Raw genomic sequence first — 14,880 nt, 5'->3', positions numbered from 1 at the left:
CGTAGCGATCGCCTACGCCATCGCAATCTGCGGTAAATGCACTCTCAAATACTAAATTAATTACGGTGATTATTGCTGTAGTGAACCCTTGTACCTGCCCAAAGCAACTTCTCCCGCAGCGTCTGATAGTACGAATTGTTCTCGCGCAAAATAATAAATTTAGCCCGACACTCTGCCATCCGCACATCAACGCGGTGTCCCGGCCAAATTGAAGTCCCCAAAACCCCATCTGTCCACAGTTTGGTACTCAAATCGTAATCCCCCAAAGGCCAAATACTCACCACAGAACCAGGGGGTAAAACCAGGGGGCGACTAGAAAGGCTCATTGCACAAATTGGAGTGATGGTAATTGCCTCCATACCATCATGCATGATTGGCCCATTGGCAGAAACGGTGTAACCAGTAGAACCTGTGGGAGTGGAAATAATCAACCCATCCCCAACGTACTGATCGACTACCTCACCATCGATTTCCATTTCCAGAATCGAGGTAATCATCCGATCAGCAGAAGCGGGTTTCACACAAAATTCATTCAAAGCCAGGTAACGCTCACTCACTGGTTCTAAATTAGACCCGTGACCCTCATACACAGCAGCTTGTAACATCATCCGTCGTTGGATAGCATAGCGATCCTCAAACAGCCGATCCCAAACTTTCTCCGTATCCTGAAACTCTTCCACCGACTCAGTTAAAAACCCCAGATGACCTCCCACATTCACTCCCAGAATAGGGATGCCAGCTGGGGCTAAATGTCTGGCACCAGTTAAAACAGTGCCATCGCCACCGAGTACCAAGGCGAGATCGATTGGTTGAGCCGCCGAAGCCAAAAAGACTGGATAAGGGTTGTCTTTCGGCCCGCTAGGCCCCATCAACACCTGGCACTCGCGACTTTCTAGTTGTTTAGCACAGATTTCTGCCCATTGTTTACTCCGGGCATCCCGCGCTTTATAAGCAATGATTACCTGCTTGAGTTGCACGCACAGTTACCACTTCAGGAGATTAAACTGCTCCATATCGACGGTATCACGGTTGCGATAAATGGCCAGCACGATCGCTAAACCCACCGCCGCCTCGGCTGCGGCCACAGTAATCACAAATACTGTGAAAACCTGACCCTTAATTAATGTTGAGTCGAGGAAGTTGGAAAATGCCATTAAATTCAGATTAACAGCATTGAGCAGTAACTCAATTGACATCAGCACCCGTACAGCGTTGCGGCTGGTAATTAATCCGTAGATGCCGATGCAGAATAAAGCTGCTGCTAGTAATAAAAAGTACTGGAGTTGCATGAATCTGAGTATCCCTCCTAAAAAAAATCTCGCTGTTTATCTGCGACTCATGTCGCAAATATTACTCTTTTGTTTCGCTAGTTGTTGATACTAGTTCTCTGGGGCGTTCTTGCAAAGTCAAAACAGTTTGCCCTAGTTTGGATGGTGTCAATAGGTCTGGCAAATACTCGCGGCGTGCCAAAATAATTGCTCCTACCATTGCTATCAGCAGCAAAATGGAAGCCAGTTCAAAAGGTAGTAAAAAGTCAGTGAAGAAATGCTCTCCAATTAAAACTATAGAACTTTCACCACCCACCACAGGAGCAGCTGAGTAAGCCCAAGGAGTAGCAAGTACCATCGTACTTAAAAGCCCAAACAATCCTATACTGACTATACCTGTTAATGCTTTCCGCACCCAAGAGTTGGGAAATGCTACAAAATTCTGCCGCTTGTTCACCAACATAATGGCAAACAAAATCAACACGTTAACCGCCCCAACGTAAATCAGTATTTGTGCAGCTGCAACAAAATCAGCATTTAGTAACAGGTAGATTCCCGCTATGCTGATGAACACACCCCCCAGCAAAAAGGCAGAATAGACGATGTTGGAGAACAGCACCACGCCAATAGCTGCCCCAATCATCATCACGCCCAGTATGCCAAGCGATACTAACTGTACTCCTTCTGCTAAATTCACTGTTTTTTGTCCTTAGTCATTGGTCGTTGGTCGTTGGTCATTGGTCATTGGTCATTGGTCATTGGTCATTGGTCATTGGTCATTGGTCATTGGTCATTGGTCATTGGTCATTGGTCATTATTCAAATAACAAAGGACAAATGACAATGGACAAATGACAAATGACATTTATTTTTCTGTAGTCATTATTCAAATAACAAATGACAATGGACAAATGACAAATGACATTTATTTTTCTGTTTTTTCTACCAGGTCTTCTGGACGCGCACCTGCACGCGGCGCATCTGCGGGTAGTCCGTGGGGTTCGAGGATGCCCTTGGGTAGGTAAACTAGTTCGCGCAGTGGTGTAACCATTGGGTCATCTGTTACCTTATAGGGCAGACGACCCAGCGCCACGCTGTCATAGTTCAATTCATGGCGATCGTAAGTGGCAAGTTCATACTCTTCTGTCATGGATAGACAGTTAGTGGGGCAAAATTCCACACAGTTACCACAAAAGATACAAACTCCAAAGTCAATGCTGTAGTGGTTGAGTTTTTTCTTTTTGCTGGCTTTGTCAAATTCCCAATCTACTACAGGCAGGTTAATTGGACAAACGCGAACACAAACTTCACAGGCGATGCACTTATCAAATTCAAAGTGAATTCTACCGCGAAACCGTTCGCCAGGAATGAGTTTCTCGTAAGGGTACTGTACGGTAATCGGTCGCCGCCGCATATGATCGAAGGTAACAGAAAGCCCCTGACCAATGTAACGCGCAGCTTGTACTGTTTCTTTGGCGTAATCACCAACTTGTTTCAGGAACTTTAGCATTTTTTGTCTCTCTTTTAAGGGGATAAAAGTTAGGAGTTAGGAGTGAGGAGTTAGGAGTTTGGAGTTTGGAGTTAGGAGTTTGGAGTTAGGAGTTTGGAGTTAATTAAAAACTCATAACTCATGACTTATAACTCCTTACTCCTCACTCTTTTAAGGGGATAAAAGTTAGGAGTGAGGAGTGAAGAATGAGGAGTTAATTAAAAACTCATAACTCATAACTCCTAACTCATAACTCATAACTCATAACTCCTAACTCCTAACTCTTAACTCTTAACTCTCTCATTACCCGCCGAAGGCGAAGGGAAAGGCTAGTTTTAGGGCGGCGGTTAATAGGAGATTAACCAAACCAACTGGCAACAAAAACTTCCAACCTAAATTTAACAGTTGGTCAATCCGTACCCGTGGCACTGTCCAGCGCAATAGGATGGCGACAAACACTAGTAAATAGGCTTTGAACACGGTCATGGTGATCCCCAAGGCCGCAGTTACTATCTGGAACACGGGATTTAGTTCACTGACTCCCAGCCAACCAGCGATGAGGTTGAGGGGAATGGGAAAGTCCCAACCGCCCAGGTAGAGAATTGCTACTAGTAAGGAAGAAAGGATCAAGTTAACGTAGGAACCCAGGTAGAAAAGACCGAATTTCATGCCTGAATATTCAGTCTGATACCCGGCGACGATTTCTTCTTCCGCTTCGGGTAAGTCAAAAGGTAATCGTTCGCATTCAGCTAAGGCGGCTATCCAAAAAATCAGGAAACCGATTGGTTGTCGCCAAATGTTCCAGCCCAGAATGCCGTAGCCAGACTGTTGATTGACAATATCAACGGTGTCGAGGCTGTTAGACATCATAGCGATCGCTAACACCGCCAACGCCAAAGGAATTTCATAACTAATAGATTGCGCTGCTGCCCGCAACCCCCCTAAGAGGGAGTATTTATTATTAGATGCGTAGCCAGCCATTAACAAACCAATGGGTTGAATGCTTGACAAAGCAATCCACAAGAATACGCCCATGCCCACATTGCTAATTACGATGTTCTGCCCAAAGGGGACGATCAGGAATGACAGAAACACCGGAATCACAACAATAATTGGCCCAAGAGTAAACAGCCAGGGGTCAGATTTGGCTGGTACTATATCTTCTTTAAATACCAACTTCAAACCATCCGCTACAGGTACCAGTAACCCAAAAGGCCCCTGGTATTCTGGCCCAATTCGTTGCTGTGCGGCGGCGGAAATTTTTCGTTCTAGCCAAGTAGCAACTAATACCCCCATTGTTGCTCCAATCAGCATCAGTATCATTGGCAGTGGCATCCAAATCGCTTTGGCTGTTCCTGCTGGTAAACCTAAATCCCGGAGGGATTCAATAAAAGTTCCTTGGAGGTCAATTCCTGAGTTCATGTTTCCGCTCTTTAAGACATCGAGTCGTGGTGAATTACAACTATTAGTTGAATTAATACCTGTAAATTCACCCATTTTTAATTTTTGCCCAGATGACGCTTGATTGAAGATTTGCTGCTAATTCCCATGCCTAGTATATCCTTGGATGGTTTTGGCCCTCTGAAGCGAGATGAGAACTTCTACTTATGGTTGGCATTGAGATTGGCTATTGGGGGGATGAGGGGGATGAGGGAGATGAGGGAGATGAGTTTTCCCCCCTACCCCCTGCTCTCTGCCCCTCTGCCTCTTTTCAATGCCCATGCTTCGGCTTCGCGCTTGGTGAGTTTACGGTGAGCGCAGTCGAACTGCGTAGTCGAACGCGAGTGCGCAGGACTATTTCATTCTAGATATAAACCACCCGGAACTGAAGTTCCTGGCTCATAACTAAAGTCCGTTAAAACGGACTATAACCCAATACCGTTCAGTTAGAGCTAAAAACCTGATTTTGCGTAGGTTGGGTTGAGGAACGAAACCCAACATTTTCGGGGGTTTGTGGGATTTCATTGCGTTCAATCCAACCTACGATTCTCCTTAACCCAAGCGTATTGGACTATAACCCAATACGGTTCACAAAAGGGCTAAAACTCTTTTTCTTTAACGTAGACGCACTCGCGTTTGCGTCTTGTAGAGTTGCGGCTTGCCGCAGGCTACCGCTCCAGGCAAAGAGTTGCCAGTGCGCCCTTGCGGTTAAGAGACTTGTTCGCTCTTAGCGTTCCCGCAGGGTAGCAACTGGCGCGGCACAGAGAGAAGAGAGAAAGAGAGCGAAGAAATGCTTAACCCAAGCGTATTGGACTATAACATGAGTCTCAGTCGTCTTTAGACGACTTTTGCTATTAGACTCAGAATTCATTCTGAGGCGGGCTAGATCAGAATGAAATAGCCCTGCGCGAATGCGTGCCGCTCTTAAGGGCACTACAAGTGCCTCATGCCCCTTTACCGTTGGTCAATGGGGGTATAAGTAACTTCGTGCAGACCATTGTAAACCTGGGTGGGACGGAAAATCCGGTTTTCTGCTAGTTGTTCTTTCCAGTGGGCTAGCCAACCGGCAACGCGGGCGATCGCAAATATTGGCGTAAACAAGTCTGTGGGAATCCCCATCTTTCTATACACCAAACCTGAATAAAAGTCAATATTGGGATAAATCCCCTTGCTAGCAAGTTTTTCCTCTACCACGCGTTCCATCTCTAGGGCAATATCATAGAATTTGTCATGCCCAAACTTCTCAAACATCTGTTCTGCTAGTCCTTGTAAGATTATGGCTCGTGGGTCTTTTACTTTATACACACGATGTCCAAAGCCCATAATCTTAGATTTGGTTTGCAGACAATGCTCTATGTAGGGACGGACGTTTTCCACAGAGCCAATTTTTTCCAACATCTGAATTACTTCTTCATTGGCTCCACCATGCAGGGGCCCTCCCAAAGTTCCCACCGCACTAGCAACTACAGCGTAAGGATCAGTCAAGGTGGAAGCTGTCACCCTGGCACTGAAGGTGGAAGCATTCATTGTATGCTCAACCTGAAGTATCAAGCAGATATCAAAAACTCGCGCCATTAAAGGATCGGGTTCTTTCTCATCGAGCATATATAGAAAGTTGGCCGAGTAGTCTAAGTCATCACGGGGACGCACGGGATCATTGCCTTTTCGCATCAGTTGGAAGGCCGCCACCATCGTGGGAATGGTTGCTATCAGCCGCACTACCGAATCTCGAATATAGGCAGGATTATGTAAATCCCGCAGCGAATAAAACAAGCCTAAAGCCGCCGCAGAAGCTTGTAGGGCATCCATTGGGTGGCCGCTTTCTGGAAAGCATTTCATCATGTCCCGAATGCGGTATTTTATCCGCCGGTGGTAACGAACTTCATGTTCAAATGCTTCCAGTTCTTCTTTGCTTGGCAGTTCGCCCCAGATTAAGAGATAAGCAGTTTCTAGGAATGTACTTTTTTCTGCTAATTCTTCAATCCGGATGCCACGATATTCGAGTATTCCCTTTTGCCCATCAACATAGCTGATACTTGATTGAGCGGCGGGAATGCCTTCTAAACCAGGCTTGTATTCGCACACCATCATGGCAACACCATTCGCTTTGTGAAATATCTGATCAAGCTAACTTACCAGAAATTTATTGTCGCCATAACAGTAGCGGTTCTAACAACAATCGAAAATGTTGAAAAACTGTTACAGCAGGTACTTGGGTGGGGTCAACCAAAACATCTGACTACGACCCAAAGCAGAACCTGTTTCTGGTAGTTTTATCCCAATCATACCTGCTTTTTTCAAGACTAAGCTTTCTTTGACTTCTCCCCAGAGGAGAGTTTCTGCCCAATTGCTCAAACCAGGTTCATGTCCAACCAGCGCCAGTTGGGTATTTTGGGAATAATTTCTTGGTTCTAACCAGTCTTTGAGCCAACTAGAAATTTCACCATCGGGGGCGAGGTAGCTAGATTCCTCTAATTGGGAACTTAGTTTTTCTGCTATGAGAATATCAGCCGTTTGGCGGGCCCGCACTAAGGGACTAGTGAGAATCAAATCAAATTTTAAACCCAATTTAACAAGTTGCTCGGCAACTTTCTCAGTTTTTTGTCTTCCTTCTTCGGTAAGTTTGCGATCTTCATCCTTGATGCCTAATCCCTTGTCTTCGGCGATGCCGTGACGAATTAAATATAGTTCCATACTTTGAATTTTGTGAGTGTAGCAGGGCTAGCCCGTGCTTAGTTAGGATTTACGTCTGGTGTGAATTAACTTATCCTAATCTTAATCATTATTACCTATTCGTTGATCTGCCATTTGTCAAGTACAACGCGGCGTTAAATGTTCTAGTTACGGATATGGTAATAAGTTTAAACCTTGAATAAATCTGTAATCCCGTTGGTTTTTTGTGATAAACGGGTAATTCCAGACTATTGCTGTAGCTGCAATCAGACTATCAGCAATGGCTAAATTATGACTGAGCCGATAAGACCGCAATAAATCAACTGCTGTGTCAGATACAGCCTGGTCAATCTTAATGATGTAAAACTGCTTAAGGAAATTTTCTAGGGTTTGTAATTCTACTTTGTTACGACAACCAACCATTAGTTCCATTTGTGTGATTATGCTAATTGCCAAACCAGAACTAGCTTTCAGATTTTGCAAACACTTTACTGCTTCTTTAACACTGCGACCTGCATCAATTAGAATATCAGTATCAACAATGGTTGAGTTAGTCATGTGACTTTGACCACTCATTTTCTCGAACACCACGCACCCAAGCAGTGCTATCAGCTAAATCTTGGCGATCGCTCCACATCCCAATAAAGCTATCATTTATCAAGTCAATATCAGGTAGCTGAGAGGCAGGTTCAACTACTGCATATCTTTGTCGCAAAAAAGCAATAAAGTCTATGAGTTGACGCTGTGCTTCAGGAGGAAGAGAATAATTTTCTGTCGGATTTTCTTCTTCTAGCTGGATTACACCTATTAAACTCTGAGTCCAGGAGTCAAGGTCGGTTAGAGGTTCTAAGGTTGGAGTGTCAGTAATAGACGATAGGCTTTCTTGTTGAGCCACATCTTTTTCAATCTGTTTATCCCAGGCTGCTGCATCGAATTCTGCAAACCAGCTACGAAATGCGGCGAGATCCTCTGATGAAAGTTGACTAACATCGCATTCGACATTTATAAGCTGTTCGTCGTTTACGTTTAATTCTTTCTTTAGTTTCTCATTTCCTAGTGCTAAAAGAAGGCTTTTATTAATTAAATTTTGTATTAATTCTTGTCGTTTATCCCAGGCTGCTGCATCGAATTCCGCAAACCAGGCACGAAAAGCAGCTAGATTCTCTGATGAAAGTTCACTAACATCGAATTTGACTTTCCATTCAGTTAACAATTCACGAACCAAATTGTCAAAATTATGTACAACTGGCAAAGTTAGGTTTTCAATATATCCGTGAGCCAGACGATTACGAACTTCAAAACAAGCTTGAGCAAGGTCAAATTGAGAGATTGATAACTCTCCCAAAGAGTACAGATGTCTTAGTAATCCTATAACTGGAAAACGTTCAATAGGAATTGACACATCAACTGCTCGCTTTCTTAACGTCCCCTCAAAAGTACTCCATAGCAAAAGAAAGGCTGCTTTAAAGGCTTGTTCAATTTCATCATTCTCAATCAGCCTATGAGCTTCGTGAAAACGATCAGCTAAATCTTGCCATGAAAGAAGTTGTTCGGATGTTCCAGGTAATGACTTAGCTTCTATGTCTTCAAGGGTGACCAATAAAAAACGCCAGCCTGGATGTTTACTCACTTCCTCTGCTAAAGCCTGTAAACGATCAACTGATACTCGGTTGAGGTTGGTTTTTACTGAAATTACCAAACCTGAGCCGTCTTTAATGGCAATCATATCTGGCTGGTAGTTACCCAAATCGAATGGTAATTCATCTGTTTTGGGTTTAAAGAAAACACGAAATCCTTGACTTTTGTACCTCTCTGCCAGAGATTTGACCTTTTGAACGGAGAGAATTTTAGTATTGTTAATCATAAGTATTTTTCCAGTGGTTGAGATTCACTTACTTTTACATAAACACATTCTTTACCTGTGATGACAGCACGCTGTAATAAAGAAGGTAGACTGATAATATCAATCGGATCAGACATAAATCGACGATGACTATCTACATCTGATACTAAACTATCATCTTCAAAAACTAAGTCTACAAGTGCATCCTGAATTGGCTTGATAATGTTATCGATGTCAGCCGGAAATTCATCACAAAGATAAACTAAGGTCAGTTGTAGATCGCCGTCTTTAATGGGACTGTTATCTTTCCAAACTTTTTGGGCTTCAACGCGCACAAAATTCTTCCATGCCTGAAGATTTTCTCTTTTCTTTGTCTGTAACGAAACAGGTCGTCTAGGAATGATAAATTCAAAAGGTATTATTTCCATTCCAAGTGCATATCTTGAGAAATTTTCACAGATAACTCCTCATCATATTGGGCATATCTACACTTATACAAAAATTCTACATGGTTATTCGTCAGCGTTAGGATAAAAGTCTAAGTCTAAAATCTCATCAACAGAAAAGAGACAAGCGATCGCAAAGTTATCTTCTGATAAACTTGTTTCCACCATTGCTTCTCGCCGCGCTCTTTGATAGCTAGTATTTATCCACTTGGCATCATTTAAAAAACGGCGCAAGCTAGGACTTTCTTGCAGCAGTTCATCTATATTCAGTCGCTCACGGGTAATGGTCACTTGCCAACTTTGACTACGATGTTCGGGTTGATATTTCCACTTCAACAAATGTGACAACACTAACCGCAACGCACTTTGCAACGCCCGTTGTTGACTCTTACCCAAGTCCACCACTTCCTCAATTAAGTGTTCTAAATCCAGCGTGTCCCAGTGGTGCAATTGTAAGAGTTCTGCGGTTTGCTCTACCCAAGCACAAAAATCTTCTTCATAGAGAGTTTGTAACATTTGGAGTTCTATAGACTTCATGGCGCTCTTCCTTCCCAAATAAATAAGTAGGTGCGAGTTAATTTTATTTGTGCCAACCTTCTTAACATTAGGCACAAACTACCAATCAGTTCAGCCTCTCTAATAAAATCTAAATTCCGAGCTTTTTACAAAAGTCGGGAAGGGATGCTATTTGACCAAACACTTTGACTGCTGCATGAGTTAGGAGCAGGGCTATTTCATTCTAGACATAAACCACCCGGAACTGAAGTTCCGGGCTCATAGCTAAAGTCCGTTAAAACGGACTATAATCTTTTTTCAGTCGTCTTTAGACGACTTTCGCTATTAGACTCAGAATTCATTCTGAGACGGGCTAGTAGTTCGCCAATCAAACTTTGCCTAGTTAGGTGTACTTGAAGTAAGTAGGTTGGCGCAAATAAGGCTAACTGGCTAAGGCTGTCATTTGTCCTTTGTCACTTGTACTGAGCGACTTGTGCCGAGCGAAGTCGAGGTAAGTCGAAGTATTGGTCATTAGTAAAGGTTTTAAGCTTATTTACGTTTCGTAACATACTTGACTTTTTTCGCACCAACGTACTTACTTGCCAAATTAGCGTTTTTAGCTTCAATCACCTAGCAAAGTAGATGAGAATGAAATAGCCCTGAGTTAGGAGTTCTCGCAATCTCCTTGATTTTCGTCTACTCTGACTGTATCGGGTTGTCTCTAGGATTAACTAACCTCAGCAGTTTTTGCTTAATTTGAGCGTCGAATACTTCCCATTTCATTTTCGCATAAGCGGAATTTTCGTTGCTGCCTGATAAGAAGCCCATCGGAATTTCAAAGCCACCTGCGCTTGTCCTTCCACCGCCGAAAAAGCGCCCTGCGCTGTCTTGTCCAAAGGCTTCTTTGATGAATTCATCGGGGTCAAGGGTGAGTTTGCTGGTTCTCAGGGAGCCAATGACTATTTCTAGTTCTTCGTCTTCGTCGTGAACAATGCCGTAAACTACGGCGGTGTGGACATTTTCTTCCGTGACGAGAAAATCAGCCGCTTGGGGGATGGCATCACGGTCGTCGTAGCGTAAGTAACCAACACCAGCAATGGAAAAGTTGTTTTGGACGATGCGATTTTTTAGCGATCGCTCGATCACATCCATTACCCGCTTGGAACGGTTCGCCTGTAAAATGGCGTTCAGCAGTTGGGCGTCATAAAATCTGCTTAAATACGCAGCTGCCATAAAGTCTTCTTCTTGCGCTTGCATTAACCGATTTGTATCTGATCGCAAGCCATGCATCAAGGCAGTAGCACATTTTACGTGTTGATTTATGCTGCTATCTAATGCTAGTAATCCTGTTTGCAGGTATTGAGTAAAAATTGTTGCCGTTGCTCTTACATAGGGACGGATATCCTCAAACTCTGAGTGGAGATCACCTTGGATACTGTGATGGTCGATGAGTACCACTAGGGGAATTCTAGCCTGCTGCACCGATAATAGTAGCTGTGAAGTGGTTCCCTGGTTATCAATTAAGACAAAACCTTGATAAGATGACAAATCTTTGGTTTTCAGGGTTTGCGGCGTCCAGCGTTGGATAGGTAAATTAGTCAGCCTCACCAAGGCAATATTCTCTTGATGGCTCAACGCGCCAGCATAAATGATTTCACATTTGATATCATACTGCTGGGCAATTAACTGGTAAGCCCAGGCACAAGAAAGGGCATCAGGGTCAGGAAAATCTTGCAGAATTACCAGTTGGCGATCGTGTCGGTGTGCCAGAAGGGTTTTTTGGAGTTCTTCTGACTTTTGTTGCGCCAGAGAATTACCACGGTGACTAAGATATATAGCCCCATCACCTACCGATGGCGGTAATGACGGACTCTTAAATGCAACTTCTACTGGCGCTTTCTCGATTTCAGGTTCCTCTGGGTTTGGCTCTGTGGTCAACGACAAACTCTCAAACTGAGTAACGGGAGAATTCAAGTACATAGGGAACTTTTTTAAAGTGTCAGGCTCCTTTAATTCAGAAATACTAGGAGCAGCAATTCACTGAATTTAGCCACATTATTCTGATCTTCTCAAAAATATCAAGATATTGCACTATACATCTAAGTATATTTTTTGCCAGTCACAAGTGTTCAACAATCAACTAAATTCCGCTAGAGGGCCTATAGGTGCTCAAAGCAAGGAAGTTTAGTATATCGGGGAGCGTTGGGGAGCAAGAATCAAAGCCTCTCAGGAGTGTGGGAGAGGAATGGAAGTGGGATTCTAAGGATAAGTTGCACATCGCGTTAATTTAGGGACTTTCACTCAAAAAAACATTGGAGCGCAAGACCTTGCGCCCCTAGAAAACAAGAGGGTATTTCTTGTTTCTCCTTTACTCCTCTGCTTTTTTGATCAAAGACCTATAACATACTTTTGCCACTCTGTGTGCAGTCCACTCTTAAGATGTTTGCTGACCTCGAAATAGAGACTGCTATAGGGTTGGCGGGGGGGATGACGCAAAGGCATATGAGCTTCATGGGGAGTGCGGCTGCCTTTTTTGACATTGCAACGGACACAAGCCGTAACAATGTTCTCCCAGGTCTCGCCCCCGCCACGCGATCGCGGTATTACATGATCTAGTGTCAGCTCATCGCCTGTGTAACCACAGTATTGACAGGCATGACCATCACGGTGCAATATATTTCGGCGAGTCAGAGGAATTTCTTTATAAGGAACGCGTACATAATGACGCAACCGGATCACGGTCGGCAACGGAAAATCCGAATAAAGGAATTTACCGTTGTGTTCCACGCGTTCTGCTTTGCCCTTGATTAAGAGAACGACAGCGCGACGCCAGCTCGTTATGTTGAGAGGTTCGTAAGAGGCGTTTAAGACTAAAACTTTCCCCATTTATCTGCGCTCAGGGTATTAGCTTTACATAAATGTTAACACAAATACACCCTGCTAGGGAGATGAGGTAAATTATACTTTCGGGAGAACTCGGAAATTAAGTTGGGAGTTGGGAGTTGGGAGTTGGGAGTTGGGAGTTGGGAGTTGGGAGTTGGGAGTTGGGAGTTGGGAGTTGGGAGTTGGGAGTTGGGAGTTAGGAGTTAGGAGTTAGGAGTTAGGAGTTAGGAGTTAGGAGTTAGGAGTTAGGAGTTAGGAGTTAGGAGTTAGGAGTTAGGAGTTAGGAGTTGGCCCGGATTTCTCACAAAGATTTAAACGACTAGCTCAAAACCCTTATGCAACTTAGACTTGATATCAAATACCTCGTTCACATACTGTTGTGATTTGTGCAGTGTCTAAAATGCTCAAAATCTAAGCAGGGTAAAGGTTTGGTCATAGCGATGTCGAACGTGAGTGCGTCTCGTAAGAGTTGGACGCAAAGAAAGAGAAGTAAGACTTACGCACGCTCTACGAATTCTTGGTGTTCTTGGCGTCTTGGCGGTTCGATAAATTAAGCTTTTCGGCGATTTTTGCGTAAATCCTGAGAAGAAAGAGAAGAAAGAGAACAAAGAAATGCTTAACTGAACTGTATTGGCTTAAAAAGCTCATTTTTGTGTTGCTCCTCCCTTTCCGCTTCGGAGAGGGAGGCTGGGAGGGAGAGGTCTGTCGAATTCACGTTCAATTAGAAGCTGCCTTTTCTGCGACATTACGAATTATTTCCTCCAGCGTTTGGAGTAACTCTTGCTCGTTATAAGGTTTAGAAAAGTAAGCCCTAGCCCCCAATTGCATAGCCAACTGCCGATGTTTATTGCTACTACGAGAAGTCAGCATCGCGACTGGAATATTTTTTGTATCAATATCTGAATTTACCTTACCTAAAAAGCCATAACCATCAAGCCGAGGCATTTCAATATCACAAATTACTGCCTCAACTTTCAATCCACTATGGAGTTTGTCTAAGGCATCTTGACCATCTTTAGCTTGCTCTACTTCATACCCTCCCTTTTCAAGGGTCAGGGCTAAAAAGCGGCGAACATTAATTGAGTCATCTACGATCAAAATTGTGCCTTTATGCTTAACATCTGCTGCTGATATTTTGTCTTCATCAAATATGAGGAACGGTGTTTTTAACCTTGCTGATGGTAATTGAGTGCCTTTGTGAGTCCGCCGATTCGTAGCAATCCAATACAGCAATTCATTAATATTAACTAGTGGCACTACTCGACCATCACCGTGAATTGTGCAGTTGCTAAAGCCTTGAGGTAAAGGTATATTTCCCTCGACTTGACGAACCGCAACTTCCTGTTCACCCCAGCAACGGTCTATTTGTATTGCTACTAGCTGATTATTGCCTTTAACTACTAATACACTGCTAGTATTAATTGCTGGCGGAATCTCCAACTCTGGGCTATGATAACGCAGGCAATTAAACTCTAAATAACGACTCAGGCGAATTAGTGGTAGCATGGTTCCGTGCCAATTTAGAACTTCGCTACCTGCCATTTGGAAAACTTGCTCGTCTTGGAGTAAAGATATTTCTGAAATTACATCTGTGGGAAATGCCAATAGCATTTTGTTGATTTCTACCAGCAGAACTCGCGCAACGGAAAGTGTAAATGGTACTGATAAGGTGAAGGTAGTACCAACTCCTGGCTCCGTATCAACTGTAACATCTCCTCGAATTAGTTTGAGGTTGTTGCGAACCACATCCATACCGACACCGCGACCAGATAATGCTGTCACTTGCTCGGAGGTGGTAAAACCTGGTTCAAAAATTAGTGATAACAGTTCTTCGTCACTAGCATTAGCGAGTAGAGAAGCATCCAATCCCATAGCTAGGGCGCGGGTGCGAATTTTCTCCAGAGAAATGCCCCAACCATCATCACCTATGGTGATGATGGTGCGATTACTGCGGTGGGTAGCTTTAATTTCAATTAATCCTTGTTCTGGTTTACCCAAAAGGCGGCGAGTGGAAGAGTCTTCGATACCATGATCAAAGGCATTCCTTAACAGGTGCATTAAAGGTTCGTTTAAGGCTTCTAAAATGCTGCGTTCAATTAAAGTGTTGCCACCTTCAACTTTTAACTGGACATTTTTCCCATATTCTACATTTAAATCGCGCAAAGCTCTAGGAAAACGTTCGATTAAATCGGACAGAGGCCGCATCCGAATGTGATTTAGCTTTGTCTGTAACTGTTTCGATGTTTTGTTTAGTTTACGAGCAATTTGGTCTGTATCATCTACACTGAGTTGCACATCAGTGGTTACTTCCTGTACCTGAACAATGGTTTCCATAACTTCCTGC

15 protein-coding genes are annotated in these 14,880 nt (G+C 43.6%); 1 reads left to right on the top strand and 14 read right to left on the bottom strand.

What is annotated here, in order from left to right:
- Positions 1-56: 56 nt before the first annotated feature.
- The 3 genes from LC605_RS01945 to LC605_RS01935 form a co-directional block, all read right to left on the bottom strand.
- A complete protein-coding gene (locus LC605_RS01945; protein WP_229545894.1) occupies positions 57-977 on the bottom strand; it encodes an NAD(+) kinase in 921 nt (306 codons plus the stop codon).
- Between the two features lie 6 nt (positions 978-983).
- Positions 984-1,289: an NADH-quinone oxidoreductase subunit NuoK gene (gene nuoK, locus LC605_RS01940; RefSeq protein ID WP_006199065.1), complete on the bottom strand. Its 306-nt coding sequence runs from the start codon at positions 1,287-1,289 to the stop codon at positions 984-986.
- A 61-nt stretch (positions 1,290-1,350) separates the two neighbouring features.
- A complete protein-coding gene (locus LC605_RS01935; RefSeq protein ID WP_309143254.1) occupies positions 1,351-1,965 on the bottom strand; it encodes an NADH-quinone oxidoreductase subunit J in 615 nt (204 codons plus the stop codon).
- A 6-nt stretch (positions 1,966-1,971) separates the two neighbouring features.
- Between LC605_RS01935 and LC605_RS32735 the strand changes: the two genes are divergently transcribed.
- A complete protein-coding gene (locus tag LC605_RS32735) occupies positions 1,972-2,094 on the top strand; it encodes a hypothetical protein (protein ID WP_267868380.1) in 123 nt (40 codons plus the stop codon).
- A gap of 98 nt (positions 2,095-2,192) precedes the next feature.
- On the opposite strand, the gene ndhI is transcribed toward LC605_RS32735, so the two are convergent.
- The 11 genes from ndhI to LC605_RS01880 form a co-directional block, all read right to left on the bottom strand.
- Positions 2,193-2,777 (bottom strand): NAD(P)H-quinone oxidoreductase subunit I, encoded by a 585-nt coding sequence (gene ndhI / locus LC605_RS01930; protein WP_229545893.1) that lies wholly within the window; start codon positions 2,775-2,777, stop codon positions 2,193-2,195.
- A 282-nt stretch (positions 2,778-3,059) separates the two neighbouring features.
- Positions 3,060-4,178 carry an NADH-quinone oxidoreductase subunit NuoH gene (gene nuoH / locus LC605_RS01925; protein ID WP_229545940.1) on the bottom strand — a complete coding sequence of 373 codons (1,119 nt, stop codon included), beginning with the start codon at positions 4,176-4,178 and terminating at the stop codon, positions 3,060-3,062.
- Positions 4,179-5,150: 972 nt separating this feature from the next.
- The gene (locus tag LC605_RS01920; protein WP_229545892.1) at positions 5,151-6,287 is read right to left on the bottom strand and encodes a citrate synthase; all 1,137 of its coding nucleotides are present in this window, start codon (positions 6,285-6,287) and stop codon (positions 5,151-5,153) included.
- Positions 6,288-6,395: 108 nt separating this feature from the next.
- Positions 6,396-6,890 carry a phosphohistidine phosphatase SixA gene (sixA, locus tag LC605_RS01915; protein ID WP_229545891.1) on the bottom strand — a complete coding sequence of 165 codons (495 nt, stop codon included), beginning with the start codon at positions 6,888-6,890 and terminating at the stop codon, positions 6,396-6,398.
- Positions 6,891-7,037: 147 nt separating this feature from the next.
- Positions 7,038-7,427 (bottom strand): type II toxin-antitoxin system VapC family toxin, encoded by a 390-nt coding sequence (locus LC605_RS01910; RefSeq protein ID WP_229545890.1) that lies wholly within the window; start codon positions 7,425-7,427, stop codon positions 7,038-7,040.
- Positions 7,420-8,733: a hypothetical protein gene (locus LC605_RS01905; RefSeq protein WP_229545889.1), complete on the bottom strand. Its 1,314-nt coding sequence runs from the start codon at positions 8,731-8,733 to the stop codon at positions 7,420-7,422. The genes LC605_RS01910 and LC605_RS01905 overlap by 8 nt, the downstream gene beginning before the upstream one ends.
- The gene (locus LC605_RS01900; RefSeq protein WP_267868379.1) at positions 8,730-9,140 is read right to left on the bottom strand and encodes a RusA family crossover junction endodeoxyribonuclease; all 411 of its coding nucleotides are present in this window, start codon (positions 9,138-9,140) and stop codon (positions 8,730-8,732) included. Before LC605_RS01900 ends, LC605_RS01905 begins: the two co-directional genes overlap by 4 nt.
- 84 nt (positions 9,141-9,224) lie before the next feature.
- Positions 9,225-9,695, bottom strand: a complete 471-nt coding sequence (locus LC605_RS01895; RefSeq protein WP_229545887.1) for a DUF29 domain-containing protein — start codon at positions 9,693-9,695, stop codon at positions 9,225-9,227.
- Positions 9,696-10,349: 654 nt separating this feature from the next.
- The gene (locus LC605_RS01890; RefSeq protein ID WP_229545886.1) at positions 10,350-11,633 is read right to left on the bottom strand and encodes a bifunctional oligoribonuclease/PAP phosphatase NrnA; all 1,284 of its coding nucleotides are present in this window, start codon (positions 11,631-11,633) and stop codon (positions 10,350-10,352) included.
- Between the two features lie 408 nt (positions 11,634-12,041).
- Entirely contained in the window at positions 12,042-12,539 is a 498-nt protein-coding gene (locus tag LC605_RS01885; RefSeq protein ID WP_229545885.1) for an HNH endonuclease, read from the bottom strand.
- 714 nt (positions 12,540-13,253) lie between these two features.
- The coding region (locus LC605_RS01880) for a hybrid sensor histidine kinase/response regulator (RefSeq protein ID WP_229545884.1) at positions 13,254-14,880 on the bottom strand (1,627 nt) is incomplete at its 5' end.

This window comes from Nostoc sp. CHAB 5836, assembly GCF_020829445.1.
In the GTDB taxonomy this organism is placed as follows: Bacteria; Cyanobacteriota; Cyanobacteriia; order Cyanobacteriales; family Nostocaceae; genus Nostoc.
This window is presented reverse-complemented; position numbering and strand designations above follow the sequence as displayed.